Below are 25,159 nucleotides of genomic sequence, written 5' to 3'. Positions count from 1 at the left end.
CCGTACCCGGTCCCGTACCGTGTCCGGGGACGTACGCACGTATCAGGGAGGCGGGGACATGGCCGCGAAGGACCGGGACCGGTTCTCCACCGCGACCAGGCTGAAGCTGCTCGGCGAGCAGACGGCGGCCCGGGTCTACCGCTCCCAGACCAAGCGGCAGGCCCGCCGCTCCCGGCTCACCAGCCGTGCCGCGCTGCTCGCGATCGTGCTGTGCACGATGGTCGTCGCGCTCGCGTACCCGATGCGGCAGTACGTCTCCCAGCGTGCCGAGATCGCCGACCTGCAACGTCAGCAGAGGCAGGCCCGGCAGCGGGTCGAGCAGCTGCGGGACGTCAAGGCCCGGTGGCAGGACGACTCCTACGCCGAGCAGCAGATCCGGCAGCGGCTGCACTACGTGATGCCGGGCGAGACGGGCTACATCGTGATCGACCCCGCTGCCGCCAAGCAGGCGCACGCCTACCTCGGAGCGGCCGACCGGCCCTGGTACGCGAACGTCTGGGACGGCGTCGACAAGTCCGACGCGTCCGACCAGTGAACCGACAGAAAGCCACGCAGAACACAGTCATGCAAACGCCCCCGCCCTCCACTCCGCGCACCGAGCCGACCGACGCCGACGTCGAGGCCTTCAAGCAGCAGCTCGGGCGGCCGCCGCGCGGGCTGCGGGCGATCGCGCACCGGTGCCCGTGCGGGCAGCCGGACGTCGTGGAGACCGCGCCGCGGCTGCCGGACGGCACGCCGTTCCCGACGCTGTACTACCTGACGTGCCCCAAGGCCGCCTCCGCCATCGGCACCCTGGAGGCCAACGGCGTGATGAAGGAGATGACGGCGCGTCTGGAGAGCGATCCGGAACTGGCGTCGGCGTACCGCGCCGCGCACGAGGACTACATCCGGCGCCGGGACGAGATCGAGGAACTGACGGGGTTTCCGAGCGCCGGCGGGATGCCGGACCGGGTGAAGTGCCTCCATGTGCTGGTGGCGCACTCGCTGGCCGCGGGGCCCGGCGTGAACCCGCTGGGCGACGAGGCGATCGCCATGCTGCCCCAGTGGTGGGCCAAGGGTACGTGCGTGACGCCGGCCAAGGAGGACGACCAGTGACCCGTGTCGCCGCCGTCGACTGCGGTACCAACTCCATCCGGCTGCTCGTCGCCGACGCCGACCCCGAGACCGGTGAACTCGTCGACCTGGACCGGCGGATGGTGATCGTGCGGCTCGGGCAGGGGGTCGACCGGACCGGACGGCTCGCGCCGGAGGCGCTGGAGCGGACCTTCGCAGCCTGCCGGGAGTACGCGGCCGTCATCAAGGAGCACGGGGCGCAGCGGCTGCGGTTCGTGGCGACCTCCGCCTCCCGGGACGCCGAGAACCGGGCCGAGTTCGTACGCGGCGTGCTGGACATCCTCGGCGTCGAGCCGGAGGTCATCACCGGCGACCAGGAGGCCGAGTTCTCCTTCACGGGCGCGACGAAGGAGCTGACGGGGCAAAACCAAGGTGGCGCGGAGCGCCCTTCGACCGAGGGTGGTGGTGGGCGACGGATGGGCGACCTCGCCAAGCCGTTCCTCGTCGTGGACATCGGCGGCGGCTCCACCGAGTTCGTCGTGGGGTCCGAGCGGGTGCGGGCCGCGCGGTCCGTGGACGTCGGCTGCGTCCGGATGACCGAGCGGCACCTGGTGCACGGGGGACAGGTCAGCGACCCGCCGAGCGAGGCGGAGATCGCCGCCATGCGGGCGGACATCGAGCACGCCCTCGACCTCGCGGAGCGGACCGTGCCGCTGCGCGAGGCGCGCACCCTGGTCGGCCTGGCCGGTTCGGTCACCACCCTCTCCGCCATCCACCAGGACCTGCCGGAGTACGACTCCGCCGCCATTCACCACTCCCGCATCCCCTACGCCCGGGTCCGGGAGATCACCGAGCGGCTGCTGGGCTCCACCCACGCCGAGCGGGCCGCCGTCCCGTCCATGCACCCCGGACGTGTCGACGTCATCGGCGCCGGCGCCCTCGTACTCCTGTCGATCATGGAGCGGGTGGGCGCGGCGGAGGTCGTGGTGAGCGAGCACGACATCCTGGACGGCATCGCCTGGTCCATCGCCTGACCCGTCCGAGCGGGCTTCCCGTCACCTCGCCGACCCTTCCGACCTCCTCGGATGAGCGTGCGGGGTGGCGGGTGAGCGCCCCGGACGGCGCGTGACACGCCGTGCCACGACACCCCCGCGGAAAACTTCGTGAAGTTCTTCACAAGGAATTCGGTGCAGGTGGGGGGTCCGGGGGTCCCCATTGGCCCGTTCGGGGGCTCAACGGCCCCGGGCGCGTGCTCAGGAGAGCGTTTCGAGGGTGTTTCCGGAGGTGTTCGTGCGGGTGACATCCGGTGTCTCCGGGGTGCCCCCGGAGGCCCGGAGGAGCAGCTCACACGGCATTGACAACGGGTCGTATCGGAAGTCGGTTCCCGCTGGCGGCCATGACCTGCGTCACGTGGGCGGCGGAGTGTAGCACGACCCCTGGAGAACCTTGTGAAGGGGCGCACGAGCGGCCCCCCTGAGGCGGGTGGATACTCGATGCCATGAGCACCACGGAGCGTCCCAGGATCCTCGTAGTAGGCGGTGGGTACGTAGGCCTGTACGCAGCTCGGCGCATCCTCAAGAAGATGCGCTACGGCGAGGCGACCGTCACGGTCGTCGACCCCCGGTCGTACATGACCTACCAGCCCTTCCTCCCCGAAGCCGCCGCCGGCAGCATCTCTCCTCGGCATGTCGTCGTCCCGCTGCGACGCGTGCTTCCGAAGGCGGAGGTCCTCACCGGCCGGGTCACCACCATCGACCAGGACCGCAAGGTCGCCACGATCGCCCCCCTCGTGGGCGAGGCGTACGAGCTGCCCTTCGACTACCTGGTCATCGCACTCGGCGCGGTCTCCCGCACCTTCCCGATCCCCGGCCTCGCCGAACAGGGCATCGGCATGAAGGGCATCGAGGAGTCCATCGGCCTGCGCAACCACGTCCTGGAGCAGCTGGACAAGGCCGACTCCACGACCGACGAGGAGATCCGCCGCAAGGCGCTCACCTTCGTCTTCATCGGCGGCGGCTTCGCGGGCGCGGAGACCATCGGCGAGGTCGAGGACATGGCCCGCGACGCGGCGAAGTACTACAAGAACGTGTCCCGTGAGGACATGCGCTTCGTCCTCGTCGACGCCGCCGACAAGATCCTCCCCGAGGTCGGCCCCAAGCTCGGCCTGTACGGCAAGGAGCACCTGGAGAGCCGCGGTGTGGAGATCTACCTCTCCACCTCGATGGACTCCTGCGTGGACGGCCACGTCGTGCTGAAGAACGGCCTGGAGGTCGACTCCAACACGATCGTGTGGACCGCCGGCGTCAAGCCGAACCCGGCGCTCGCCCGCTTCGGCCTGCCGCTCGGCCCGCGCGGCCACGTGGACACCGCTCCCACCCTCCAGGTGCAGGGCACCGACTACATCTGGGCCGCGGGCGACAACGCCCAGGTACCGGACGTCGCCGCCCGCAAGGCCGGTGTCGAGAACGCCTGGTGCCCGCCGAACGCGCAGCACGCGCTCCGTCAGGCCAAGGTCCTCGGCGACAACGTGGTCTCCGGCATGCGGGGCTTCCCGCAGAAGGAGTACAGCCACGCCAACAAGGGCGCGGTCGCCGGTCTGGGTCTGCACAAGGGCGTCGCGATGATCGTCCTGGGCAAGACGAAGATCAAGGTCAAGGGCCGTCTGGCCTGGTACATGCACCGTGGCTACCACGGTCTGGCGATGCCGACCTGGAACCGCAAGATCCGCATCTTCGCGGACTGGACGCTGGGCATGTTCCTCAAGCGCGAGGTCGTGTCCCTGGGCGCCATGGAGAACCCCCGCGAGGAGTTCTACGAGGCGGCCAAGCCGGCCCCGGTCGCGGCCCCGAAGACCGAGGAGAAGGCCAAGGCCTCCTAGCCCGAGCCTGCCCGACGGTCTGCCGAGAACCACCCGAAGGACCTCCCGCCATCCGTGGTGCGGGAGGTCCTTCGGCATTCCCGGGCCGCCCGCAACTGCATGGCCGCTACAGCTTCTTTTGCCCAGTCGTAACTCCTTCGCGGGACTGCGATGCTGCCCTCACGGTGTTTACGTGGTAACCGGCATCCGGGATCGTCGTCTTGGAGGTGTACGCCATGGCCGACGCCGCGTCGCGGCTGAGGAGTGTTGCCGAGCAGGTGCTGGGAGTTCCGCTCCCGGTACGGCTGCGGGCCTGGGACGGATCGCAGGCCGGACCGCCGGACGCCCCGGCGATCGTGATCCGCAACCGCCGTGCCCTGCGTTACATGCTGTTCAAGCCGGGGGAACTGGGCCTGGCCCGGGCCTGGGTCGCCGGCGATCTGGACATCGAGGGCGATCTGTACAGCGCCCTCGCGGTGATGTCCGGACTGATCTGGGAGCGCGGGGAGGACAGCCGTACCCTCGCCCAGGCCCTGCGCGACCCCGAGGTGCGGGCCGCCGCCCGGGAGCTGCTCAGGCTCGCCGGACCGCCGCTCCCGCCGGCCCCGCCCCGCGAGGAGGTGCGCAGACGCGGCCATCTGCACACCCGCCGCAGTGACAAGCAGGCCATCAGCCACCACTACGACGTCGGCAACGACTTCTACGAGATCGTCCTCGGGCCCTCGATGGTCTACTCCTGCGCCTACTGGGAGCAGGACGGCACCCTGGAGACCGCCCAGCGCGACAAGCTGGAACTCGTCTGCGGCAAGCTCGGTCTGAGACCCGGTCAGCGGCTGCTCGACGTCGGCTGCGGCTGGGGCTCGATGGCGATCCACGCCGCCCGCGAGCACGGCGTGAGCGTCGTCGGGGTCACCCTCTCCCAGGAACAGGCCGCGTACGCCCGTAAACGGGTCGCTGACGAGGGTCTGACGGACCGGGTGGAGATCAGGGTCCAGGACTACCGGGACGTCAGGGACGGCCCGTACGACGCCATCTCGTCGATCGGGATGGCCGAGCACGTGGGCGCGGAGAAGTACCTGGAGTACGCGCGCAGTCTGTACGCCCTGCTGAAGCCCGGCGGACGGCTGCTCAACCACCAGATCGCGCGGCGCCCGCAGCGCGACGAGACGGCCTACCACGTGGACCGGTTCATCGACGCCTACGTCTTCCCGGACGGGGAACTCGCCCCGATCGGCACCACCGTCACCCAGCTGGAACTGGCCGGGTTCGAGGTGCGGGACGTGGAGTCGATCCGCGAGCACTACGCCCGCACCCTGCGCCGCTGGGTGGTCAACCTGGAGGCCGACTGGGCACGGGCGGTACGGCTCACCAGCCCCGGGCGGGCCCGTGTGTGGCGGCTGTACATGGCCGCCTCCGCGCTCGCCTTCGAGCGCAACCGGATCGGCGTCAACCAGGTGCTGGCGGTCAGGACCCCCGAGTCGGGTGCGTCGGGACTGCCGCTGCGCAGCCGTACCTGGAACCGGTAGGGCCGCCGGACGGCGAAGGGGCCCCGCACGCGTGGTGCGGGGCCCCTTCGCGGCGTCCGCGGCTACTCGGACTTGATCGCCGCGAGCATGTTCAGCCGGGCCGCCCGCCGGGCCGGCCACAGGGCCGCCAGCACGCCGACCACGCCGGCCAGCACCAGGAAGAGCGCCATCCTGGACCAGGGCAGGACCAGTTCGTAGGTCGGCATCCTCGCGCCGACCAGCTGCCCGGCCGCCCAGCCGAAGAACACGCCCAGGCCGAGACCCAGCACCCCGCCGAAGAGCGAGATGACCAGCGACTCCAGACGGACCATCCGCTTGACCGCCTTGCGGTCCAGGCCGATCGCACGGAGCATGCCGATCTCCTGCTGCCGTTCGAAGACCGACATGGCCAGGGTGTTGATGACACCGAGGACCGCGACGATCACCGCCATCGCGAGCAGGCCGTAGACCATGTTCAGGATCAGCGTGAACGCCTTGGCGATGGAGTCGGACAGGTCCTGCTTGTCCTGGACCTTGATCGCCGGGTTCGAGCCGAGGACCTTCTCCAGCCCGTCCTTGGCCGCGGACGACGCGCCGTCCGCCGTCTTGACCATGACCTGCATGTCGGCGGGGTCGGTCACGTGCGGGGTGAGGGTGGCGTTGTCGAGCATGATCCCGCGGATCACCTCGTTGCCCTCGTAGACCCCGGCGACCGTCATCCGCTGCGCCTTGCCGTCCTCGTAGTGGACGGTGAAGCCGGACCCCGCCTTCCAGCCGTACGACTTGGCGGTGTCGTCGTCCACGACCACGTCCGGGCCGGCGACCCTGAAGGACCCGCTGTCCACCGTGAGGTCGGTCAGCCGGCCGATCTCCGTGCCGTTGACGCCGGTCAGGAACTCGGTCCTGCCGTCGATCCGGGAGATCGCGTTGCGCAGCGGGCTGGAGGCGGTCACGCCGTCGGCGGCCGCGACCTTCTTCGCCACGTCGGGGGAGAGCGCGTTGCCGTTGGCCATCGAGACGATGTAGTCCGCGCGGATCGCCGAGCTCGCCATCTTGTCGATGGACTTCTGCAGGCTGCCCGCCACCACCGTCATGCCGGTGATCAGGGTCAGGCCGATCATCAGCGCCGAGGCGGTCGCGGCGGTACGGCGCGGGTTGCGCACCGAGTTCTGCCGGGCGAGCTTGCCGGAGACGCCGAACCCGCGCAGCAGCGGGGCGGCGGCCGCGATCAGCGGCCGGGACAGGAGCGGGGTCAGGACGAAGACGCCGATGATGAGCAGGACCGCGCCGAGACCCATCGGGGCCTGGCCGTCGCTGCCGCTCATCGTCGTCGCCGCCAGGATGACCGCCACGCCCGCCGCCGAGAACAGGGCGCCGACCGTGTTGCGCAGCACCAGCGACTTGGTGGTCGGGGTGGCGTGCAGGGCGCTCATCGCGGCCACCGGCGGGATCTTCGCGGCCCGGCGGCCGGGCAGCCAGGCGGCCAGCATGGTGATGACGACGCCGACGGCGAGGGCGGCGGCCACCGTGCCGGGGCTGACGACCAGCGGGCCCTCCGGGACGGTCGCGCCGAACGTGCCCATCAGCGCGCGCAGCCCGGCGCCGATGCCGATGCCCGCGACCAGGCCGGCGACCCCGGCCACCGCACCCACCACGAACGCCTCGATCAGCACCGAGCGGGTGACCTGGCGGCGGGAGGCGCCCACCGCGCGCAGCAGCGCCAGCTCCTTGGTGCGCTGGGCGACCAGCATGGTGAAGGTGTTGGCGATGATGAAGGTGCCGACGAACAGCGCGATGCCGGCGAAGACCAGCAGACCCTGGCGCAGGCCGCTCATGCTGCTGGAGATGGCCTCGGCCTGGTCGTCGGCGAGTTCCTGCCCGGTGGTGGTCTCCACGAGCTTCTTCGGCAGCGCCCGGTCCAGCTGGGCCTTGAGGGCTCCCTGGCCGGTGCCGGACTTCGCGGTCACGTCGATCTCGTCGTACGCGCCCTTCTTGCCGAACAGGTGCTGCGCGGTCGCCGTGTCGAACAGGGCGAGGCTGCCGCCGGCCGCGACGTTGCCGTCGTCGGTGGTGAAGATGCCGGCGACGGTGGGCGTCAGGACCGGGCCGTTCACCGAGATGCGCACGGTGTCGCCGACCTCGTAGCCGGCCCGCTCGGCGGTCCTGGAGTCGATCAGCACCTCGTTCGCGCCGCTCGGCGCGTGGCCGCCGGCCAGCGGGTAGCGGGTGTCCTCGGTGCCCCAGTAGTTGCCGCCCTCGGACTGCCAGCCGCCGCCGATCAGCTTGCCGTCCTTGTCGGCGATCGCGGTGAAACCGGAGACGACGCCGATCGCGGAGGCGGCCCCGGGGACCTTCGCGGCCCTGTCGAGCAGGGCCTGGGTGAGGTCGGGGGTCTTGCCGACCTGATCGCCCTTGGAGTCCTGGTACTTGGCCTGAACGGCCACGTCGACGCCGTCGAAGCCCTTGGCGGAGCTGTTCTGGTACGCGTCGGAGATGGTGTTGGTGAAGACCAGGGTGCCGGAGACGAAGGCCACGCCGAGCATCACGGCGAGCACGGTCATCAGCAGCCGGGCCTTGTGAGCGAGGACGTTGCGCAGGGCGGTGCGGAACATCAGCTGGTCCGGCCCTTCGCGTCGAACTCGGGGGCCTGGGGCCGCGCGGCGGAGCCGCTGGTGCCGCCGCCCCCGGGAAGGTGGCGCATGAAGTCGAGGACACCGTCCGCCGTCGGGCGGTACATCTCGTCGACGATCCGGCCGTCGGCGAGGAAGACGACGCGGTCCGCGTAGGCGGCGGCCACCGGGTCGTGGGTGACCATGACGACGGTCTGGCCCAGCTCCCGTACCGAGTTGCGCAGGAAGCCCAGCACTTCGGCACCGGAGCGGGAGTCCAGGTTTCCGGTCGGCTCGTCACCGAAGATGATCTCCGGCCGGGAGGCGAGGGCGCGGGCCACGGCCACGCGCTGCTGCTGGCCGCCGGAGAGCTGCGCGGGCCGGTGGCTCAGCCGGTCCTTCAGGCCGACCATCTGGATGACGCCGTCGACCCACTGCCTGTCCGGTTTCCGCCCTGCGATGTCCATCGGAAGGGTGATGTTCTCCAGTGCGGTCAGCGTCGGCAGCAGGTTGAACGCCTGGAAGATGAACCCGATCTTGTCCCGGCGCAACTTGGTGAGCTGCTTGTCCTTCAGGGAGCCGAGTTCGGTGTCTCCGATCCGCACGGACCCGGAGGAGAAGGTGTCCAGGCCCGCGACGCAGTGCATCAGGGTGGACTTGCCGGAACCGGACGGCCCCATGATCGCGGTGAACTCGGCCTGCCGGAACTCGACGGTGACCCGGTCCAGGGCGACGACCTGCGTCTCACCCTGCCCGTAGATCTTGGACAGCTCCGTGGCGCGAGCGGCCACCGAGGTGGTCCGCCGGTCGGCTGGGGGCACCCCCGGAAGAAGTTTGGGGGAGGGTGTGGTGGACACGGAAGGGCGCTCCTGACGGGACGACGGGGTTCATGGGGACAGGACCATCGTCCCGGCCGCGGCGGCCCGTGTAGTCAGCCGCAGTTCCGGTTCCGGGGGGCGACCACGGGGGGACCGGAGGGCGCCGAGTCATACCTGGGGATGACGGCGGACCCCTAGGCCGGCCCGTCGAGAACAGGTGGAGCCCCCTTGTTCGTACGGTGAAATTCCGTCATTCCCCGTACGCGCGCACCCACCCCGCGTAACGCTATTGGCAAGTGCGGATGGCCCGTTCCGGTGGCTGATGCACCCTCAGACGTCAATAAAATAAGACAACATCGGGTCGCCCGCCCGCTGTTCGGGGGACGCCTCCCGATAGGCTCGGAATCTCGTTGCGGAGCCCATGGCCTGCCCGGATGGTGGAATGCAGACACGGCGAGCTTAAACCTCGCTGCCCCTCGCGGGCGTACCGGTTCAAGTCCGGTTCCGGGCACTTCAACCTGTTCTGTAGCTTACCTGGCGAAACGGCCGAATGGCCGTGTCACTCGCCTCTCGTCGGTGCACCGCTGGTGCCCGCCCTCCCCGGCTTGCCGTCATGGCGCGGACGTGACGGCGTTGAAGAACGGCCGGGACGAGATCACCGCCGGCTGCGGCGTCGTGTGACGGCCGGGCGGCTCCCGTGCGCGGGCCGCACGGGCGGAACGGTTCCACGGGAGGGGCGAGGGCCGGCCCCCGCGGATTCGTCGGCGGCGTCCGGGTGCTTCGGGGCCCGCGGTGGTTCGGGCCGAGGCGCCCGGTCTTCGGCCGTGAAGGGACGCGACACGGGACCCGCCGTCCGTGCTCGCCGGAGCGCGCCCTCCGCGCGGTGACCCGACCCCGGAAAGAGGGGCGAAAATCAGCCTACGTCCGCCGCGTTGGCTTGTTAGGTTCGTGACAACCGGGGGCGGTGGCAGGCGACTGGGAGGTTCTGATGGAAGACACTGCGCCGTTGGACCTGGTGGGGGTGGACCCCGAGGCCGAGAGGGCCTATCGCCACTTGCTGGCGCGCGGCGCGGGGACGGTCGACGACGTGGCCGCCGAGTTCGGGATGACGTACCCGGAGGGGCTGGCGCTGCTGGAGCGGCTGCACGGCTTCGGGCTGGTCAGCCGCCGTACCTCCGGGGAGTTCCTGACCGTCGATCCCCGGCACGCGCTGCGGGTGCTGGTGGAGTCGCGCGAACGGCAACTGGCCTCCGTACGCGAGACGGCAGGGTCGCTCGGCGCGATTTTCGACACCGCGAAGCGGGCCGGGTCCGGCAGCCACGGAACGCTGGTGATCAGCGGGCCGGAGACGGTCGGTGACCGTTACTACCGGCTGAAGCAGGCCGCGCGCACCGAGATCTGCTGCCTGGACCGCCCCCCTTTCCTGCTGGTCCCGAACGGGCCGATCGACGAGGCGGCGGTGGGCCGCGGGGTGCGGGTGCGCGCCGTCTACGCCGCGGCCAGTTTCGCCGCGGACGGCGAGTGGCAGGAGCTGGGCAGCCTGGTGTCACGGGGCGAGGAGGCCAGGATCATCCCGACGCTGCCGATCAAGCTAGCCATGGCCGACCGTGCGGCGGCGATGGTCTCGCTGAGCCTGGATCCCGGGAACACCGAGTGCCTCTACACCGAGTCGCCCCCGCTTCTGGAAGCGCTCGTGGAACTCTTCGAGCGGTACTGGGCGGCCGCCTCCCCCCTGGCCGGCACCTCCGGCCCGGGCGAACCGCGGCCCTCCGCGGCCGATCCCGCGGTGGAGTGCCGCAAACCCACCGACGAGGAACGCAATCTCCTCGCGCTGTTCGCGGCCGGGGTCAAGGACGAGGCGATCGCCCGGCAGTTCGGGATCTCCTCGCGGACCCTACGGCGGCGTATTCAGGACCTCTACGCGGAATTGGGGGCGACCAGCCGCTTCGGTGCAGGGGTGGCGGCGGCTCGCCGGAACTGGGTCTGAGGCGGACGGTCAGTCCCGCCGGAGCCGCAGGTCAGGGCGTTGGGCCTCGGTCAATACGGGTGTCCGGGAAGGTAATTGACGGTACATCAATTGTCGTCAACATGTCCGTAACAAACCGGGGAATTGCGGAGCGCGGAACTGCCGTCTGTCCAGGTGAGGACAATGGCACCCAAGGGACATGACCTCTTCTTTACACCGAGGCAGAAGGGTGGCTGACTACGCACATCTTTCGCACGCCTAGCCTCTTGAGGTCCCCTTGCGCATACCTCCGCCCCCTCGACGCGGGCTGACCGTCGCGGCCGCCGCCCTGGTGGCCCTGGCTACCACGGGGCCGGCCGCGTCGGCCGGGATCCGCACCGCCGGCTCCGCTCCCGCGGCGTCCACCGTCACCGCCGCGTCCGTCACCGCCCGTCCCGATGCCGCCGGTACCGTCACGCTGATCACCGGCGACAGGGTCGAGGTGACCGTCGGTGCCGGCGGTACCACCGCGACCGTGACCGATCCGCAGGGCAGGCCCGGCGGAGCCCATGTCATGTCCGTGGGGTCCGACACCTACGTGTACCCCGACGAGGCCCTGCCCTGGATCGCCTCGGGCGCGCTCGACGAGCACCTGTTCAACGTCACCGAGCTGCTCAAGGACGGTTACGACGACGGCCACAGCGACCGGCTGCCGCTGATCGTCACCTACAGCGGTGCCGACGCGGCCGCCCGCGCGCGCAGCGCGAAAGCCCCCGAGGGCGCGCGCAAGACGCTGACACTCAGCAGCATCACGGGAGCCGCGATCTCCGCCGAGCACGCGCGGGCGGCGGACTTCTGGTCCTCCCTCACCGGCTCGGCCGCCAGGAGCACGGCGGGCGCGGCGCCGTCCGGCCGGCTGACCGGCGGTATCGCCAAGGTGTGGCTGGACGGGAAGGCCAAGGCCACGCTGGCCGACACCACCGCGCAGATCGGTGCGCCCGAGGTCTGGCAGAGCGGGGACACCGGGCAGGGCGTGGACGTCGCCGTCCTGGACACCGGGATCGACGCCGCGCACCCGGACTTCGCGGGGCGGATCGCCGCGTCCCGGAGCTTCGTACCCGACCAGGACGTCACCGACCGCCACGGCCACGGCACCCACGTCGCCTCGACGGTGGCCGGCACCGGCGCCGCGTCCGGCGGCAAGGAGAAGGGCGTCGCCCCGGGTGCCTCGCTGCACATCGGCAAGGTCCTGGACAACGACGGCAGTGGCCAGGACTCCTGGATCCTGGCCGGCATGGAGTGGGCGACCCGCGACCAGCACGCCAAGATCGTCAGCATGAGCCTGGGCGGTGCGCCCACCGACGGCACCGACCCGCTCAGCCAGGCCGTGAACCGGCTCAGCGCGGAGACCGGGGCGCTGTTCGTCATCGCGGCCGGCAACTCCGGTCCCGCGCCCTACAGCATCGGCGCACCGGGCGCGGCCGACGCCGCGCTGACGGTCGGCGCGGTGAACGGACCGGGCAAGGGCGTCGACCAGCTCGCGGCGTTCTCCAGCCGCGGCCCGCGCGTCGGCGACAACGCCGTCAAGCCCGACCTCACCGCGCCAGGTGTCGACATCCTCGCCGCGCGCTCGCAGTACGCGCCCGAGGGCGAGGGCGCGTACCAGACGATGAGCGGCACTTCCATGGCGACGCCCCATGTGGCGGGCGCGGCGGCGCTGCTGGCGGCCGAGCACCCCGACTGGAGCGGGCAGCAGCTCAAGGACGTGCTGGTCGGCACCACCGCGAGCACCGCGAGGTACAGCCCCTACCAGGGCGGCAGCGGCCGGCTCGACATCGCCGCGGCCGTCCGGGCGAGCGTGATCGCCTCCGGCTCGGCGTTCGCCCAGACGCAGTACCCGTACACGTCCGGCCAGACGGTCCGCAAGGACGTCACGTACACCAACACCGCCGACCAGCCGGTCACCTTGACCCTCGGCCTGAGCGCGGCCGGCATCCCCGACGGGCTGTTCACCCTCACCACCGACCAGCTGACGGTACCCGCGCACGGCTCGGCCGCCGTCGGCGTCGTCACCCACCTCGACCTGGCCGCGGACGACGCCGCCTACACCAGCCGGCTCACCGCGACCGGCCCCGACGGCGCGGTCCTCGCCCGTACCCCGGTCGGCGTGAACAAGGTGGGCCGGCGGGTCTCCCTGTCGGTCGACTCGAAGGACCGCAAGGGCGCGGGGCTGCCCGGCATGCTCGTGCTGAAGGACGTCGACCGGAACACGCTTCCCCAGGTGTACGACGTCGACTCCTCCGGCAAGCTCGACCTCAGCCTGGTCCCGAGCAACTACGCGGCCTGGATGTACGCCGACGTACCCGGCGTCGACGGCACCCACACCCTCGGCCTCGGCCTGTTCTCCGCGCCGCAGATCGACCTGAACGAGGACCAGTCGCTGCGCTTCGACGCCGCCGGCCTCCACCGGGCCGCGGCGCTGACGCCGCAGCCCACCGCCAACAGCTTCATGCGGGTCGACCAGTACCGGTCGAACGGCGATCTGTACCCGTTCATGGACAGCTACATGCCGGAGTACTGGCGGTACGACAGCCTCTGGGCGGCACCGACGCCCAAGGTGACGCACGGCGCGTACACCTTCACCACGCGCTGGCGGCAGACACAGCCCCCGCTCACCCTCTCGCTGGGTTCCCAGACCTACGACAGCGCCGTGGTGCAGAGCATGTCGCCCGTACTGCCCGAGGGCAGCGGCGCGTACCGGGCCGTCTGGGCCGGGGACGGCACGGCGGCGGAGTTCGCGAAGGTCAAGGTCCGCGGCCAGGTGGCGGTCGTCCGCCGCAGTGACTCCGTGTCCGCCCCCGACCAGGCCGCCGCCGCGGCGAAGGCCGGTGCGAAGCTGCTGCTGATACTCAACGACGGCTACGGCAGGCTGGACCCGTGGGCCGACCTGCCCGACGCGGCCCCGCTGCCGGTGGCCTCGCTCGGCACCGACGACAGCGTCCGGCTGCGCGACCGCATCGGACGGTCCGGACCGGGATCGCTCAGGGTCGTCTCGCACCCCCACCCGCGGTACCTGTACGACCTGGTCCGGCACTACGACGGCGCGATCCCGCGGACGCTGACGTACCGGCCCGGCCCGGACGAACTCGCCAGGATCGACGACTCGTTCCGCGACACCAAGCAGGGCGAGGCCGTCGAGTCCCGTGACGACCTCTCCGTCGGCACCAGGCGGCCCATGCTCGGCCGGCCGGTCCCGGTCGCGGCGCAGGGCGCGCTCACCTCGTGGGTCACGGCGGCTCCCGGTGTCGAGTGGGTCTCCGGCGCGGGCATGGCGGATCTCGGCCAGGGCGGCGCACCGCGTTCGTACAAGGGGCGCAGCACGTCCCGGGAGACCTGGTTCTCGCCCGTCCAGCACCCGCGCCTGCTCAACGACTCCGTCAACACGGCGCCCTTCAGGGTCGGCGACATCATCAGCTCGTCGTCGGTGAGAGCCTGGGGCGACTCCGGCGGCCACGCGGGCGTGGTGTGGGCCGACGGGGACACCTCGAAGGTCTCGCTCTACCAGGGCGGCCGGCTGCTCGGCGAAACGGCCAACGAGGGGATCTTCGGCGTCGAGGGCCTGCCCACGCAGGCGCTGCCCTACCACCTGGTGGTGGAGGGGAACCGGAACGTGCCGGGCCGGCCGTACTCGACCCGCACCCGCACGGACTGGGGATTCACCTCGGGCACCGCGGACGTCACCGTCCTGTCGCCCCTGCCGCTCGTCCAGCTGGACTACGCGGTGAGCACCGACCTGTCCGGCCGGGCCGGACGGCGGGCAGCGGTGTCCGTCACGCCCTCGCACCTCGCGGGCGCTGCCGGCGCCGGCGCCATCCGCACCGTGACCCTCGACGTCTCCTACGACGACGGGGTGACCTGGCACCGGACCACGCCGCGTCGGCAGGGCTCGGCCTGGACGGCGACGCTGAACGCCCCGTCCAAGGCCCGCTTCGCGAGCCTGCGCGCGGTCGCGAAGGACGCGAAGGGCAACACGGTGGACCAGACCGTGATCCGCGCCTTCGGCATCAAGTAGGGCCGCCAGAACGGTCTGTGAGCCCCTGTCCGCCTCCGGGCGGGCAGGGGCTCCGTCGTCCGCGGCGTCGGCTCACCCCTCGTAGACGGTCAGGACCGCGCCGTCGACCTCGATGCGGCGGCCCGCTCGCATGCCGTTGCGGCGCAGCGCGCGCAGGCACTCCTCGAAGAGGGTGAGTTCGCCGGCGTCCAGGATGGCGGCGGCCAGGTCCAGCAGCTCGCTCACCGAGGCGTCGGTCAGTACCTCGGGCAGTTCCCCGGACAGCAGGACGACGGACTCACCGTCGGGTCCCCGGACCACGGCCGTCGCCGGTCCGCCGTGCACGAACAACACATTTCCCCCTGAGAGCCCGTGGTCGTGCGGCTCTCGCGTCCCGGGCAGAACGAGAGACTAGTCCTGGATCTTCACGGTTTCGTGCGGAGTCGGATTCTTTTTCCGACTTGGCGAAAGACAGTCCGAGAGCGTTCGAGGAGCGGTCCGGCGGCGGACCGGAGACGGTCCCCCCCCCGGGACGGCGGCGAGGCGGTCCGGAAGGTCCCGGACCTGGTCCGGAGACGGTCCGGACGCGGTCACTTGTCCTTGGCGGGTCTGGAGGAACGGTCCAGCAGGGACTCCACCAGGGCGGTGACGTGGCGGCGGTCGTCCGCCGACAGCTTCTGGACGCTCGCGATGAGCAGCGCGACCTCGGGGTCGGCGGCGGCCGCGCCGTGCGGTTCGTTCGGTTCCGCGCCCGGCGAGGTGTCGTACACGTGGATCCCGCACGCCTCGGCGGCAGCCCGGCGCACGCTCTCCAGCGGGAGCTCCAGCCCTTTGGCCAGGCCCTCCAGGGTGCTCGCCTGGGGCATGCGGACCACCCGCTCGGTGGTGGCCAGGTGGTGGACGGTGGAGCGGGGGACGCCACCGCGCCGCGCCACGTCACCGTAGGACCAGCCCTTGCGGTCGAGGTGCTCACGGATCAACTGCTGCAGTGCGTTGGCCACTGACCGTCACTTCCTGCTCGCCACCTGCGGAGTCCGTCATGTCGCGCCGATTCTACGGTCGTCGCCCCGATCGGCCGAGAGGGTGATTTCCCGAACGGGTTGCGCGGGGGGTCTCCGAGGGCCTAGTGTCCAATCTCGTTGGACAGCACGTCCGACCAGATTGGACAGAGTCCGGGGGGAACCTGACTCGGTCCGATCGGAAATGTCTATCCCTGAGGGGGAAGCGATCATGATGGACGCCCATGAGCTCGAGGCCGAGTCCGCGGAGCTGCTGCCGGGTCGTGAGGCCCTGGGCAAGCTGAAGTTCGGCTTCGGCAAGACGGTCAACGTCACCAAGCACGTCGCCAACATCAGCGCCGCCAACGAGTCCGCCGCGCTGAACGACCACTCGTCGTGGTCGGTGGCCGACTCCGGCGCCGCCCAGAGCATCAACGTCCACCAGTAACACCGTGCCGGCGCACGGCGCCGGTGCCCGCCTCGACCTCATCGCGCAGGAAACGAAAGGACATCCGTCATGAGCATGGACATGAACGAGCTGGAGAACGAGTCCGCCGAGCTGCTGCCGGGCCGCGAGGCCCTCGGCAAGCTGAAGTTCAGCTTCGGCAGGACCGTCAACGTGACCAAGCACGTCGCCAACATCGAGGCGTCCAACCAGTCCGCCGCGCTGAACGACCACTCCGCGTGGTCGTCGGCCAGCTCGTCCGCCGCGCAGACGATCAGCGTCACCCAGTAGTCCCCGGGAGCGCCACCGCCGTCGCCCCGGCGGTGGCGCTCGCGGCCGGCGCCGGCCGGGCGCCAGAGGGGGGAACTGCATGCGGGATCCGGGGGGAGACCACACATGACGGTGCTCGGAGACGGGACCGCCGCACTGTACGACACGGGCCCGGTGCCCGGACCCGGCGGCTGGCCGGTCACCTACGAGCAGGTGGCGACGGGCAACCTGCCGGTGATCGACCCGCCGTCGCCGGCCCCGCGGCTGAGCGCGGGACTGCGGCTGCACGGCGAGTACCAGGGGTCGGGATTCACCGAGCCCAAGTACATCGCCCGTCGGGGGGACGGGCAGGTCGTGCAGCTGTCCAGGCTGCTGTACCTGGTGGCGTCGTCGGTCGACGGCGTCCGCGATGCCGAGGCCATCGCCCACCGGGTCAGCGCCCGCTTCGGCCGCGAGGTCAGCGGGGAGAACATCCGCTTCCTCGTCGAGAAGAAGCTCGAACCGCTGGGCGTGACGGTCCCGGAGGGGCAGGAGGACGACGAGGTCGACGCCCCGCGCTCCGACCTGCTGCTCGCCCTCAAGGGCCATCGGGTGATCTTCGACGAGCGGCGTACGGCGAAGATCGCCCGTTCGCTGACCTGGCTGCACCGACCGGTGGTGGTGGCCCTGGTGCTGGCCTCGGTCGTCGCACTGGACGTCTGGCTGTTCGGGTTCTTCGGGGCGATAGAACCCGTCCTGCAGGTGCTCGACCAGCCCGTCCTGATCCTGGTCGTCTTCGCGCTCACCGTGGCCTCCCTCGTCTTCCACGAGTTCGGCCACGCCTCCGCGTGCAGATACGGCGGAGCCCGCCCCGGCTGTATCGGGTGCGGGCTCTTCCTCATCTGGCCCTCGATGTACACCGACGTCACCGACGTCTACCGGATCGGCCGGGCCGGGCGGCTGCGCACCGACCTCGGCGGCGTCTACTTCAACATCGTCTTCATGCTGGCCATGGCCGGTGCCTACTTCGCCACCGGGGCGCAGTTCTTCCTGGCCACCGTCTACCTCGGGCACTTCGAGATCCTGGAACAGCTGATGCCGGCCGTACGGCTGGACGGCTACTACATCCTCGGCGACCTGGCCGGGGTCCCGGACCTGTACGGCAAGATCAAGCCGATCCTGCTGTCGCTGGTGCCGGGGCCGCGGGGGGACAAGGCCCGCACGGAGGTCGCCGGGCTGAAGAAGTCGGCGCGCACCATCGTCGCCACCTGGGTGCTGACGATGGTCCCGCTGATCATCGGTGAACTCGGGTACGCACTGTGGAACCTGCCGCGGATCCTCACCACCATGACCCGCTCCCTGACCGAGCAGCTCGTCGGCACGGGCTCGGCGTTCGTGGACGGGAAGATCGTCGAGGGACTGGTCGGGACCATCGGCAGCGTGATGCTGCTGTGCCCGATGGCCGGCGTCGTCTATCTGTCCGTGAAGATCGGCGGGCGGATCATCCGGGCCGCGAAACGCACCACGCAGGGGCGGCCCAGGCTGCGGCTCGTGATCTGCGCGCTCGCTCTCGCCGGACTCACGGGTCTCAGCTACGCCTGGATGTCCGGGGTGACCCCGAAGCCGCTGCCCAAGCAGCCGCCGATCGCGCCGATCCTCCAGCCGGGCGTGCCGACCGAGGCACCGCCGGCCCGGCAGGCCGACACTCCGGACCGTCCGACGGACTCCGGCAGCCCGTCGGACCCGGCGGCCGGTGCGCCGGACGACTCGGCCGCGGCGAGCGCCGGTCCTTCGCCGGCGGAGTCCTCGCGCCAGGCCTCCGCCGCGGCGTCGCCGTCCGCCTCCGTGTCCGGCCGATCCGGCGGGGATGCCTCCGGGTCGCCGGTGCCGTCCGGCGGGGGAACGGTCGCCGATCCGGTGCCCTCGCCGTCCGACGGACCCGGCACGACGGAGCCCGCGCCGTCGCCCACGCCGTCGGAGAGCATCCCGGTGTCCGCGACGCCCAGCCTGTCCCCGCCGCCGGCCAGCGACCCGGCCAGTCCGCCCCCGGCCTCGTCCTGACCGGCGGTCCCGGGCCGTCGTACGGCCGTCGAACCACCTTCCGCAGAAGCACTGGAGCACTGGAGCATCCATGAGCAGTCACCGAAAACCACGCACCACCTCAGGTCCGCTCACCCGGCGGGCCGTCCGGATCGGCCTGTTCGCCGCCGGGGTCGCCGGTGCGGCCGCCGCCGTGCCCGCGCAGGCGGCCACCGCCGTGCCGCATGCCGCGGTCGCCTCCGACCACGTCTTCAGCCACGCCGACCGGGGCCACCACACCCAGGTCCGGGACTCGTTCACGGTCCGTCAGTTCGGCAAGGTCAACGCCGCCGCCGTGCGCAACCAGGCCAACGCCGTCTCGGCCGGCTGCTCGGCCGACGACCACTGCCGTTCGGTCGCGCTGTCCTTCCAGATCGTCACGGTCGCCGGGGAGCACACGCGGCTGAACGCGGTGAACCTCAGCGACGCCGCCAACAAGGAGTGCACGGGCTGCCAGACCCTGGCCGGCGCCTACCAGTTCGTGGTCGCCACGCCCGACCCGCTGCTGCTCGACGCCGCCGCGCGGGGCAAGCTCGCCGACATCCACCACCGGCTCGACGAGCTGACGCGCTCCACGCTGCCCGCCGACGAACTGCGTACGAAGGCCGACGGGCTCGCCGCGGAGGTCACCACCGTGCTGCACGACGCGGTCGCGAACGCCCCGAAGGGCAACCCGCACAAGGACGTCACCATGCACCGGCACCTGGACGGCTGGCCGGGCCGCTGACCCCCGTCCCACCGTCGCACGCACCGGCCGCCCGGCCCACCCCGCCTCAGGCGGGCCGGGCGGCCGGCCGCGTGCCGACGGACCCCAGGCGCGCACCATTGACAGGGTGTGGGCGCGGACGGAGACTCGGCGTGTCTAAGTGAAGGAAATTTCACCAGACGAACCAGGTGGCCCGGCGAACTCCCGGGTCCCCGAAGCCGGCGACGACGCCCCGTCCACGGAAGGAACGACCCGATGCGCACCACCGTCGGCATCATCGGAGCCGGACCCGCCGGGCTCCTGCTCGCCCGGCTGCTGCACAACGCCGGCATCGACTCGGTCGTCCTGGAGAGCCGCGACCGCTCCTACGTGGAACACCGCCAGCGCGCCGGGATCCTGGAGCAGGGCACGGTGGACGTGCTGCGCGCCGCCGGTGCCGGGGCGCGCATGGACCGCGAGGGCCTGCGCCATGACGGCATCGAACTGCGGTTCGCCGGGCAGCGCCACCGCGTGGACTTCCCCGGCCTCACCGGCGGCCGGTCCGTGATGGTCTACGCGCAGACCGAGGTCTGCAAGGACCTCATCGCGCTCCAGCTCAAGGAGGGCGGTCCGCTGCTCTTCGAGGCGGAGGCGGTGGCGGTGGAGGGCGCCGAGGGAGGCCGGCCGCGGGTGCGGTTCCGGCACGAGGGCCGGGAGGACGTGCTGGAGTGCGCGTACGTCATCGGCTGCGACGGCTTCTGGGGGGTGGCCCGGAACGTGTTCCCCGCATCCCTCTCCCGGGTCTTCGAGCGCACCTACCCGTATGCCTGGCTGGGCATCCTCGCCGATGTCGCCCCCTCTCACGACGAACTGGTATACGCCCGCCACGACCGCGGTTTCGCCCTCCTGTCGATGCGCTCCGCGTCCGTCTCCCGCCTCTACCTCCAGGTGCCGGCCGGCACGGATGCCGAGGAGTGGAGCGACGAGGCGATCTGGGACGAGCTGGAGCGGCGCTTCGGGACCGACGACGACTGGTGCCTGGAGCGCGGGCCGATCACCCAGAAGTCGGTCACGCCCATGCGGTCGTACGTCCACGAGCCCATGCGGCACGGCCGGGTCTTCCTCGCCGGGGACGCCGCCCACATCGTGCCGCCGACCGGGGCCAAGGGGCTCAATCTCGCCGTCGGGGACGTCGTCACCCTCGCCCGCGCCCTCGCCCACGAGCGGCAGACGGGCTCGCCCGAGCTCCTGGAGACCTACTCGGCGACCTGCCTGCGCCGGGTCTGGCAGGCCGAGCGGTTCTCCTACGACATGACGACCCTGCTCCACCGCGGCCCCGAGGACGCCCCCTTCGACGCCCGGCTCCAGCTGGCCCGGCTCGGCCGGATCACCTCCCACCGGGCGGCCGAGACGGACCTCGCGGAGGCGTACACGGGCTTCCCTCTGGACGGCTGAGGCATATCTCCGGCCGGTTCCGGCCGTGTCGCGGCCCCGTCATGGAATGAAGCCCTCCGTGGCCGGGAATGAGGGGTCCGCGTAGCGTGTTGCGCAGCACGACGAGGGAAAGATCCTCCCCAAGTACGAGGGTCGTTCTTTTGCCAATCCATTACTCTTGATGCCAAGGCCTCGCAAGGCGGCCATGGAGGAGTGAAATGAGGAGCAGTAACCCGGTCTTCTCGCGACGGGGGTTCAGCCGCGACAACGGCTACGCGGGCTTCAACACCGCGCCGCAGGCCGGGTACTCGCAGGGCAACCCGTACGCGCAGAACCCGTACGCGAACAACCCCTACGCCCAGCAGGACGTCCAGCAGGGCGCCCCGCCGCAGGCCCCGGCCACCACCGGCCGGATGACCATGGACGACGTGGTCCTGCGCTCGGCGACGACGCTGGGCACGGTCGCGGTCGGCGCGGCCCTCGCCTGGGCGCTGCTGCCGATCTCCACCACCAGCTACGGCCTGGCCTTCGGCTCCGCCATCGTGGCGATGGTCCTGGCCCTGATCCAGAGCTTCAAGCGCACCCCGGTGCCCGCGCTGATCCTGGGATACGCCGCCTTCGAGGGCGTCTTCCTCGGCGTGATCAGCGAGATGTACAACAGCCGGTGGAGCGGCGCCCCGTTCCAGGCGGTGCTCGGCACGATGGCGGTCACGGCCGCGACCCTGCTGGTCTACAAGGCCGGCTGGATCCGCGTCACCGCCCGCTACGCCCGCGTCGGCATGGCCATCGCGATCGCCTTCGTTCTGGTGATGGCGGTCAACCTGCTGCTGGTCGCGTTCGGCGTCGCGGAGAACGGCGGGCTGCGCAGCTTCGGCCCGCTCGGTGCGATCGTCGGCATCATCGCGATCCTGCTCGGCGCGTTCTTCCTGACCCTCGACTTCAAGCAGATCGAGGACGGCATCGCGTACGGCGCCCCGAAGAACGAGGCCTGGCTGGCCGCGTTCGGCCTCACCCTGACGCTGGTGTGGATCTACGTCGAGATGCTGCGCCTGGTGGCGATCTTCAGCAGCAACGACTAGCGCCCGTAAGGGAGCAAGCGAACCGAGAAGGGCCCCGGGGCACCCCTGGGGCCCTTTCCCGTCCCTGCTTCTCGTCTGTGCGCGCCTAGAGAAGTTTGCGCGCGGCCCTCCTCAGGTCGTACTCATGGATCAACGCCTTCGCGTGGCCGTACGCGAGATTGTGCTCGTGGCGGAGCCAGCTGACCTTCTCCTCGAAGCGGAAGAGGGACGGGCCTTCGGCCACGGTGCGCAGCCAGTCGGACACTTCACGACCGGTGCAGTGGGGGATGCGGGCGAGCATGTTGCGATGGGTCTCCTCGGAGAAGACTTGGGACATCGGCGCCTCCGGTGCGCAAAGGGGGTTGTAGCCGGTCCTTCACGCCACCGTGCCTGAGTGTTGGCGTGTTGGCAACAGTCGGGACAGGACAGCCGACGCCAGGCGTTACGCTCACGGCGTGGTTGATACGACGCCTCTTACCCGTGCCGTGGAGCACTTCGCAGACAAGTTGAGGGCGGCGCCGCAGAGCCGGTTGCAGAGGGGAGCGGCCGCGGAGGCGCTTGCGCTGGCCAGGCGGTTGGCCGACTGGGCGCAGGACGTCGAGGATCCGGGCGGTCAGGCCCGGGAGATGCCGGACGCGGGGATGTTCGCGGTCGCCGACCAAATCACCGTGGCCGGGAACGACTTGGCGATCGTCCTGGAGAGCGACGCGGAGGTCGACGACGCGGTACGCCTGGTGGAGGAGGCGCAGAAGAAGGCGGGGGTGTGAGGGCCGGGGGTGCGCGTTGCCGGGTGCGGCCGTCCTGGCTGGTCGCGCAGTGCCCCGCGCCCCAGAAAGGCGCGCGGGGAACTGCGCCAACAACCCCCACGGTCCCGCACCCGGCGGCGTGCCCGTGCCCTCAACGCCTCACAGCGACGCTATGACCCGGTCCGCCAGGATGTACACGTTCTCCTCGCCGCACGCGAACGTCAGCGTGTAGGCGCCGGAGATCCCGGACCCGCCCAGCAGGTACGGCGTCTCGCCCGCGTTCAGCGCAGCGGCCAGCCGTTCCGCCGTCTCCCGGTGCCCCGGCGTCATGCACAGCGTGGTGCCGTCGGCGAAGACGTAGACGTCCAGCGTGCCCAGCGGCCCCGGGCGCACGTCGGAGAGCTCGACCTGCAACTCGGCCAACTGCTCGAGCGTCGCCACCGTGCGCTCGTGGTCGTTCACCACCGGCGACTGCACCGGCACGAAGTCCGGGTGGGACGGGTGCCGGCGGCGCGCCGCGGCCAGCTCCGGCGACTCGGTGCCGGCGCTCCCGGCGAAGTCGTCGGTCTCCGTCGCCTGCTCGGCGACCGGCTCCAGGCCCACGAAGTCGCTGTGCCGGGGCAGGAACGGCTCACCGTCCGCCAGGCCCAGCAGCGACGGCGTGTCGGAGGCGTCCCGCGCCTCCTGCGCGGCCCAGAAGGCCCGTGCCTCGGCCAGCTCGCGCTCCCGCTCCTCGGCCAGTGCCTCGGCGACGGCGGCCCGTATCTGCTCGGCGTCCGCATGACTGCGGGCGGCCGGCAGCAGCGCGCGCATCGCGGCGGCCTGGTTCTGAGCAAGCTGGGTGTGCAGCTCGGCGACCTGACGGCGCAGCTTCAGCACGGTGCGCAGGACAGCGACGCCCACGGCGCCCGTGGCGGCCGTGGTGAGCAGCAAGGCGATCGGCATGGCGCTCACTGACGTACTCCCGGTTCAAAGTCGACCCCCGACTTCCTACATCAGCTTGAAGGGTGGACTATCAACCTGTCAGTGCGTAACGTCACGAAATGGACAGGACTTTGGCTGGCGCATCTGCCCCGACGGCCACACTGACCTGCGGCGATATGTCCACGGAGGGAGATAGGTCACATCCTGGGGGAGATTGGATCACAAATCGGCCCGGCGTTCGGGGCTTTCTCGAACACCGGGCCGTGGCGTCACGTTGGGTCCCGTGACGGTTACTCAGGGACTCAGCTGAGGCGCTCGATGACCATGGCCATGCCCTGGCCGCCGCCGACGCACATCGTCTCCAGGCCGAACTGCTTGTCGTGGAACTGGAGGGAGTTGATGAGCGTGCCGGTGATGCGGGCGCCGGTCATGCCGAAGGGGTGGCCGACGGCGATGGCGCCGCCGTTCACGTTCAGCTTCTCCAGCGGGATGTCCAGGTCGCGGTAGGAGGGGATCACCTGGGCGGCGAACGCCTCGTTGATCTCGAACAGGTCGATGTCGTCGACGGTCAGGCCGGCGCGGCCGAGGGCCTGCTTGGAGGCCTCCACCGGGCCGAGGCCCATGATCTCGGGGGAGAGGCCGGTGACGCCGGTCGACACGATCCGGGCGAGCGGGGTGAGGCCGAGCTCGCGGGCCTTGGTGTCGGACATGATGATCACGGCGGCCGCGCCGTCGTTCAGCGGGCAGCAGTTGCCGGCCGTGACCAGGCCGTCGGGGCGGAAGACCGGCTTCAGACCGGAAACGCCCTCCATGGTGACGCCGGCACGCGGGCCGTCGTCCTTGCTCACGACCGTGCCGTCGGGCAGGGTCACCGGGGTGATCTCGCGCTCCCAGAAGCCGTTCTTGATGGCTTCCTCGGCGAGGTTCTGGGAACGGACGCCGAACTCGTCCATGTCCTGGCGGGTGACGCCCTTGACGCGGGCCAGGTTCTCGGCGGTCTGGCCCATCGCGATGTACGGGTCGGGGACCAGGCCGTCCTCGCGCGGGTCGTGCCAGGTGGAGCCGGTGGACGCGGCGGTGGCGGCGGTACGGGCCTGCGCCTCGGCGAAGACCGGGTTGGTGGTGTCCGGGAGGCCGTCGGAGCTGCCCTTGACGAACCGGGAGACCGTCTCGACGCCGGCCGAGATGAACACGTCGCCCTCGCCGGCCTTGATGGCGTGCAGCGCCATGCGGCTGGTCTGGAGGGACGAGGAGCAGTACCGGGTGATCGTGCAGCCGGGGAGATGGTCCATGCCCATCTGCACGGCGACGATCCGGCCGAGGTTGTAACCCTGCTCGCCGCCGGGGAGGCCGCAGCCGAGCATCAGGTCGTCGATGTCCTTCGGGTCCAGCTCGGGGACCTTGGCGAGGGCGGCCTGAATGATCGTGGCGGTGAGGTCGTCCGGGCGCAGGTCCTTCAGGGAGCCCTTGACGGCACGGCCGATCGGGGAACGGGCGGTCGAGACGATGACGGCTTCTGGCATCTCACGGCTCCAGTGGCGTGCGGGGACTGACAGGGCTGCTTGGGAAGTTACCCGTACGTATGGGGTTGGTCATCGGTAGCGCGGTGTGACACTGGCCGCACTTTCTAAGCGCTTGCTTGGGCGGGGTGCGGTGCGGTGCCCGTCGGGTGCGGGACCGCCGTGGCTGGTCGCACGGTTCCC

Annotated in this window: 21 protein-coding genes and 1 tRNA gene; 15 read left to right on the top strand and 7 right to left on the bottom strand. The window is 71.0% G+C overall.

Translation table 11 applies throughout. The features are described 5' to 3' along the window. Positions 1-58: 58 nt before the first annotated feature. The 5 genes from ACZ4O3_RS13635 (at position 59) to ACZ4O3_RS13615 (ending at position 5,436) form a co-directional block, all read left to right on the top strand. The gene (locus tag ACZ4O3_RS13635; protein WP_467722232.1) at positions 59-535 is read left to right on the top strand and encodes an FtsB family cell division protein; all 477 of its coding nucleotides are present in this window, start codon (positions 59-61) and stop codon (positions 533-535) included. A gap of 29 nt (positions 536-564) precedes the next feature. Beyond that, positions 565-1,095: a DUF501 domain-containing protein gene (locus tag ACZ4O3_RS13630; RefSeq protein ID WP_385001008.1), complete on the top strand. Its 531-nt coding sequence runs from the start codon at positions 565-567 to the stop codon at positions 1,093-1,095. After that, on the top strand, positions 1,092-2,087 hold the full coding sequence (locus ACZ4O3_RS13625; RefSeq protein WP_362727633.1) for a Ppx/GppA phosphatase family protein: 996 nt from the start codon (positions 1,092-1,094) through the stop codon (positions 2,085-2,087). Before ACZ4O3_RS13630 ends, ACZ4O3_RS13625 begins: the two co-directional genes overlap by 4 nt. 464 nt (positions 2,088-2,551) lie before the next feature. Then, a complete protein-coding gene (locus ACZ4O3_RS13620) occupies positions 2,552-3,931 on the top strand; it encodes an NAD(P)/FAD-dependent oxidoreductase (RefSeq protein ID WP_351489219.1) in 1,380 nt (459 codons plus the stop codon). A 215-nt stretch (positions 3,932-4,146) separates the two neighbouring features. Next, positions 4,147-5,436 (top strand): cyclopropane-fatty-acyl-phospholipid synthase family protein, encoded by a 1,290-nt coding sequence (locus ACZ4O3_RS13615; protein WP_362727631.1) that lies wholly within the window; start codon positions 4,147-4,149, stop codon positions 5,434-5,436. Positions 5,437-5,498: 62 nt separating this feature from the next. Here the strand turns inward: ACZ4O3_RS13615 and ACZ4O3_RS13610 are convergent, their stop codons facing one another. Together ACZ4O3_RS13610 and ACZ4O3_RS13605 are read right to left on the bottom strand one after the other, a co-directional pair. Then, positions 5,499-8,027, bottom strand: coding sequence for an ABC transporter permease (locus tag ACZ4O3_RS13610; RefSeq protein WP_467722231.1), 2,529 nt, complete (start codon positions 8,025-8,027; stop codon positions 5,499-5,501). Next, positions 8,027-8,845: an ABC transporter ATP-binding protein gene (locus tag ACZ4O3_RS13605; protein WP_467722434.1), complete on the bottom strand. Its 819-nt coding sequence runs from the start codon at positions 8,843-8,845 to the stop codon at positions 8,027-8,029. Before ACZ4O3_RS13605 ends, ACZ4O3_RS13610 begins: the two co-directional genes overlap by 1 nt. Before the next feature lie 425 nt (positions 8,846-9,270). Between ACZ4O3_RS13605 and ACZ4O3_RS13600 the strand changes: the two genes are divergently transcribed. From ACZ4O3_RS13600 to ACZ4O3_RS13590, 3 genes are all read left to right on the top strand, one after another. Further along, positions 9,271-9,353 (top strand) — tRNA-Leu (locus ACZ4O3_RS13600). Positions 9,354-9,830: 477 nt separating this feature from the next. After that, positions 9,831-10,829 (top strand): LuxR family transcriptional regulator, encoded by a 999-nt coding sequence (locus ACZ4O3_RS13595; RefSeq protein ID WP_467722230.1) that lies wholly within the window; start codon positions 9,831-9,833, stop codon positions 10,827-10,829. A gap of 256 nt (positions 10,830-11,085) precedes the next feature. Continuing rightward, a complete protein-coding gene (locus tag ACZ4O3_RS13590) occupies positions 11,086-14,859 on the top strand; it encodes a S8 family serine peptidase (protein ID WP_467722229.1) in 3,774 nt (1,257 codons plus the stop codon). Positions 14,860-14,931: 72 nt separating this feature from the next. Here ACZ4O3_RS13590 and ACZ4O3_RS13585 read toward each other — a convergent pair whose 3' ends face one another. Beyond that, a complete protein-coding gene (locus ACZ4O3_RS13585; RefSeq protein WP_362726800.1) occupies positions 14,932-15,183 on the bottom strand; it encodes a hypothetical protein in 252 nt (83 codons plus the stop codon). 245 nt (positions 15,184-15,428) lie between these two features. After that, positions 15,429-15,839 (bottom strand): helix-turn-helix transcriptional regulator, encoded by a 411-nt coding sequence (locus ACZ4O3_RS13580; protein ID WP_362726803.1) that lies wholly within the window; start codon positions 15,837-15,839, stop codon positions 15,429-15,431. A 229-nt stretch (positions 15,840-16,068) separates the two neighbouring features. Here ACZ4O3_RS13580 and ACZ4O3_RS13575 point away from each other — a divergent pair, with 229 nt between their 5' ends. From ACZ4O3_RS13575 to ACZ4O3_RS13550, 6 genes are all read left to right on the top strand, one after another. Beyond that, positions 16,069-16,284, top strand: a complete 216-nt coding sequence (locus ACZ4O3_RS13575) for a hypothetical protein (RefSeq protein WP_362726805.1) — start codon at positions 16,069-16,071, stop codon at positions 16,282-16,284. Between the two features lie 69 nt (positions 16,285-16,353). Next, a complete protein-coding gene (locus ACZ4O3_RS13570) occupies positions 16,354-16,572 on the top strand; it encodes a hypothetical protein (protein WP_362726808.1) in 219 nt (72 codons plus the stop codon). Positions 16,573-16,677: 105 nt separating this feature from the next. Then, positions 16,678-18,591 (top strand): zinc metalloprotease, encoded by a 1,914-nt coding sequence (locus ACZ4O3_RS13565; protein ID WP_467722228.1) that lies wholly within the window; start codon positions 16,678-16,680, stop codon positions 18,589-18,591. Positions 18,592-18,661: 70 nt separating this feature from the next. Next, on the top strand, positions 18,662-19,336 hold the full coding sequence (locus tag ACZ4O3_RS13560; RefSeq protein WP_467722227.1) for a hypothetical protein: 675 nt from the start codon (positions 18,662-18,664) through the stop codon (positions 19,334-19,336). A 234-nt stretch (positions 19,337-19,570) separates the two neighbouring features. Further along, positions 19,571-20,749, top strand: a complete 1,179-nt coding sequence (locus ACZ4O3_RS13555) for a 4-hydroxybenzoate 3-monooxygenase (protein ID WP_467722226.1) — start codon at positions 19,571-19,573, stop codon at positions 20,747-20,749. A gap of 197 nt (positions 20,750-20,946) precedes the next feature. After that, a complete protein-coding gene (locus ACZ4O3_RS13550) occupies positions 20,947-21,807 on the top strand; it encodes a Bax inhibitor-1/YccA family protein (RefSeq protein WP_467722225.1) in 861 nt (286 codons plus the stop codon). 85 nt (positions 21,808-21,892) lie between these two features. Here the strand turns inward: ACZ4O3_RS13550 and ACZ4O3_RS13545 are convergent, their stop codons facing one another. Then, complete coding sequence (locus ACZ4O3_RS13545; RefSeq protein WP_351706537.1) at positions 21,893-22,123, bottom strand: DUF4287 domain-containing protein; 231 nt, start codon at positions 22,121-22,123, stop codon at positions 21,893-21,895. A 118-nt stretch (positions 22,124-22,241) separates the two neighbouring features. Between ACZ4O3_RS13545 and ACZ4O3_RS13540 the strand changes: the two genes are divergently transcribed. Further along, on the top strand, positions 22,242-22,553 hold the full coding sequence (locus tag ACZ4O3_RS13540) for a hypothetical protein (protein ID WP_362728701.1): 312 nt from the start codon (positions 22,242-22,244) through the stop codon (positions 22,551-22,553). Between the two features lie 138 nt (positions 22,554-22,691). On the opposite strand, the gene ACZ4O3_RS13535 is transcribed toward ACZ4O3_RS13540, so the two are convergent. Continuing rightward, the gene (locus ACZ4O3_RS13535; protein ID WP_467722224.1) at positions 22,692-23,486 is read right to left on the bottom strand and encodes a hypothetical protein; all 795 of its coding nucleotides are present in this window, start codon (positions 23,484-23,486) and stop codon (positions 22,692-22,694) included. A 272-nt stretch (positions 23,487-23,758) separates the two neighbouring features. Further along, positions 23,759-24,979, bottom strand: coding sequence for an acetyl-CoA C-acetyltransferase (locus tag ACZ4O3_RS13530; RefSeq protein WP_467722223.1), 1,221 nt, complete (start codon positions 24,977-24,979; stop codon positions 23,759-23,761). Positions 24,980-25,159 lie beyond the last annotated feature (180 nt).

Source organism: Streptomyces sp. NPDC026515, assembly GCF_055567595.1.
This window is presented reverse-complemented; position numbering and strand designations above follow the sequence as displayed.

Bases quoted from the DNA above. Each gene is read 5' to 3' on its own strand.
- ACZ4O3_RS13635 (WP_467722232.1), top strand. From the start codon at position 59: ATGGCCGCGAAGGACCGGGACCGGTTCTCCACCGCGACCAGGCTGAAG.
- ACZ4O3_RS13630 (WP_385001008.1), top strand. From the start codon at position 565: ATGCAAACGCCCCCGCCCTCCACTCCGCGCACCGAGCCGACCGACGCC.
- ACZ4O3_RS13620 (WP_351489219.1), top strand. From the start codon at position 2,552: ATGAGCACCACGGAGCGTCCCAGGATCCTCGTAGTAGGCGGTGGGTAC.
- ACZ4O3_RS13615 (WP_362727631.1), top strand. From the start codon at position 4,147: ATGGCCGACGCCGCGTCGCGGCTGAGGAGTGTTGCCGAGCAGGTGCTG.
- ACZ4O3_RS13610 (WP_467722231.1), bottom strand. From the start codon at position 8,027: ATGTTCCGCACCGCCCTGCGCAACGTCCTCGCTCACAAGGCCCGGCTG.
- ACZ4O3_RS13595 (WP_467722230.1), top strand. From the start codon at position 9,831: ATGGAAGACACTGCGCCGTTGGACCTGGTGGGGGTGGACCCCGAGGCC.
- ACZ4O3_RS13575 (WP_362726805.1), top strand. From the start codon at position 16,069: ATGATGGACGCCCATGAGCTCGAGGCCGAGTCCGCGGAGCTGCTGCCG.
- ACZ4O3_RS13570 (WP_362726808.1), top strand. From the start codon at position 16,354: ATGAGCATGGACATGAACGAGCTGGAGAACGAGTCCGCCGAGCTGCTG.
- ACZ4O3_RS13565 (WP_467722228.1), top strand. From the start codon at position 16,678: ATGACGGTGCTCGGAGACGGGACCGCCGCACTGTACGACACGGGCCCG.
- ACZ4O3_RS13560 (WP_467722227.1), top strand. From the start codon at position 18,662: ATGAGCAGTCACCGAAAACCACGCACCACCTCAGGTCCGCTCACCCGG.
- ACZ4O3_RS13555 (WP_467722226.1), top strand. From the start codon at position 19,571: ATGCGCACCACCGTCGGCATCATCGGAGCCGGACCCGCCGGGCTCCTG.
- ACZ4O3_RS13550 (WP_467722225.1), top strand. From the start codon at position 20,947: ATGAGGAGCAGTAACCCGGTCTTCTCGCGACGGGGGTTCAGCCGCGAC.
- ACZ4O3_RS13545 (WP_351706537.1), bottom strand. From the start codon at position 22,123: ATGTCCCAAGTCTTCTCCGAGGAGACCCATCGCAACATGCTCGCCCGC.
- ACZ4O3_RS13530 (WP_467722223.1), bottom strand. From the start codon at position 24,979: ATGCCAGAAGCCGTCATCGTCTCGACCGCCCGTTCCCCGATCGGCCGT.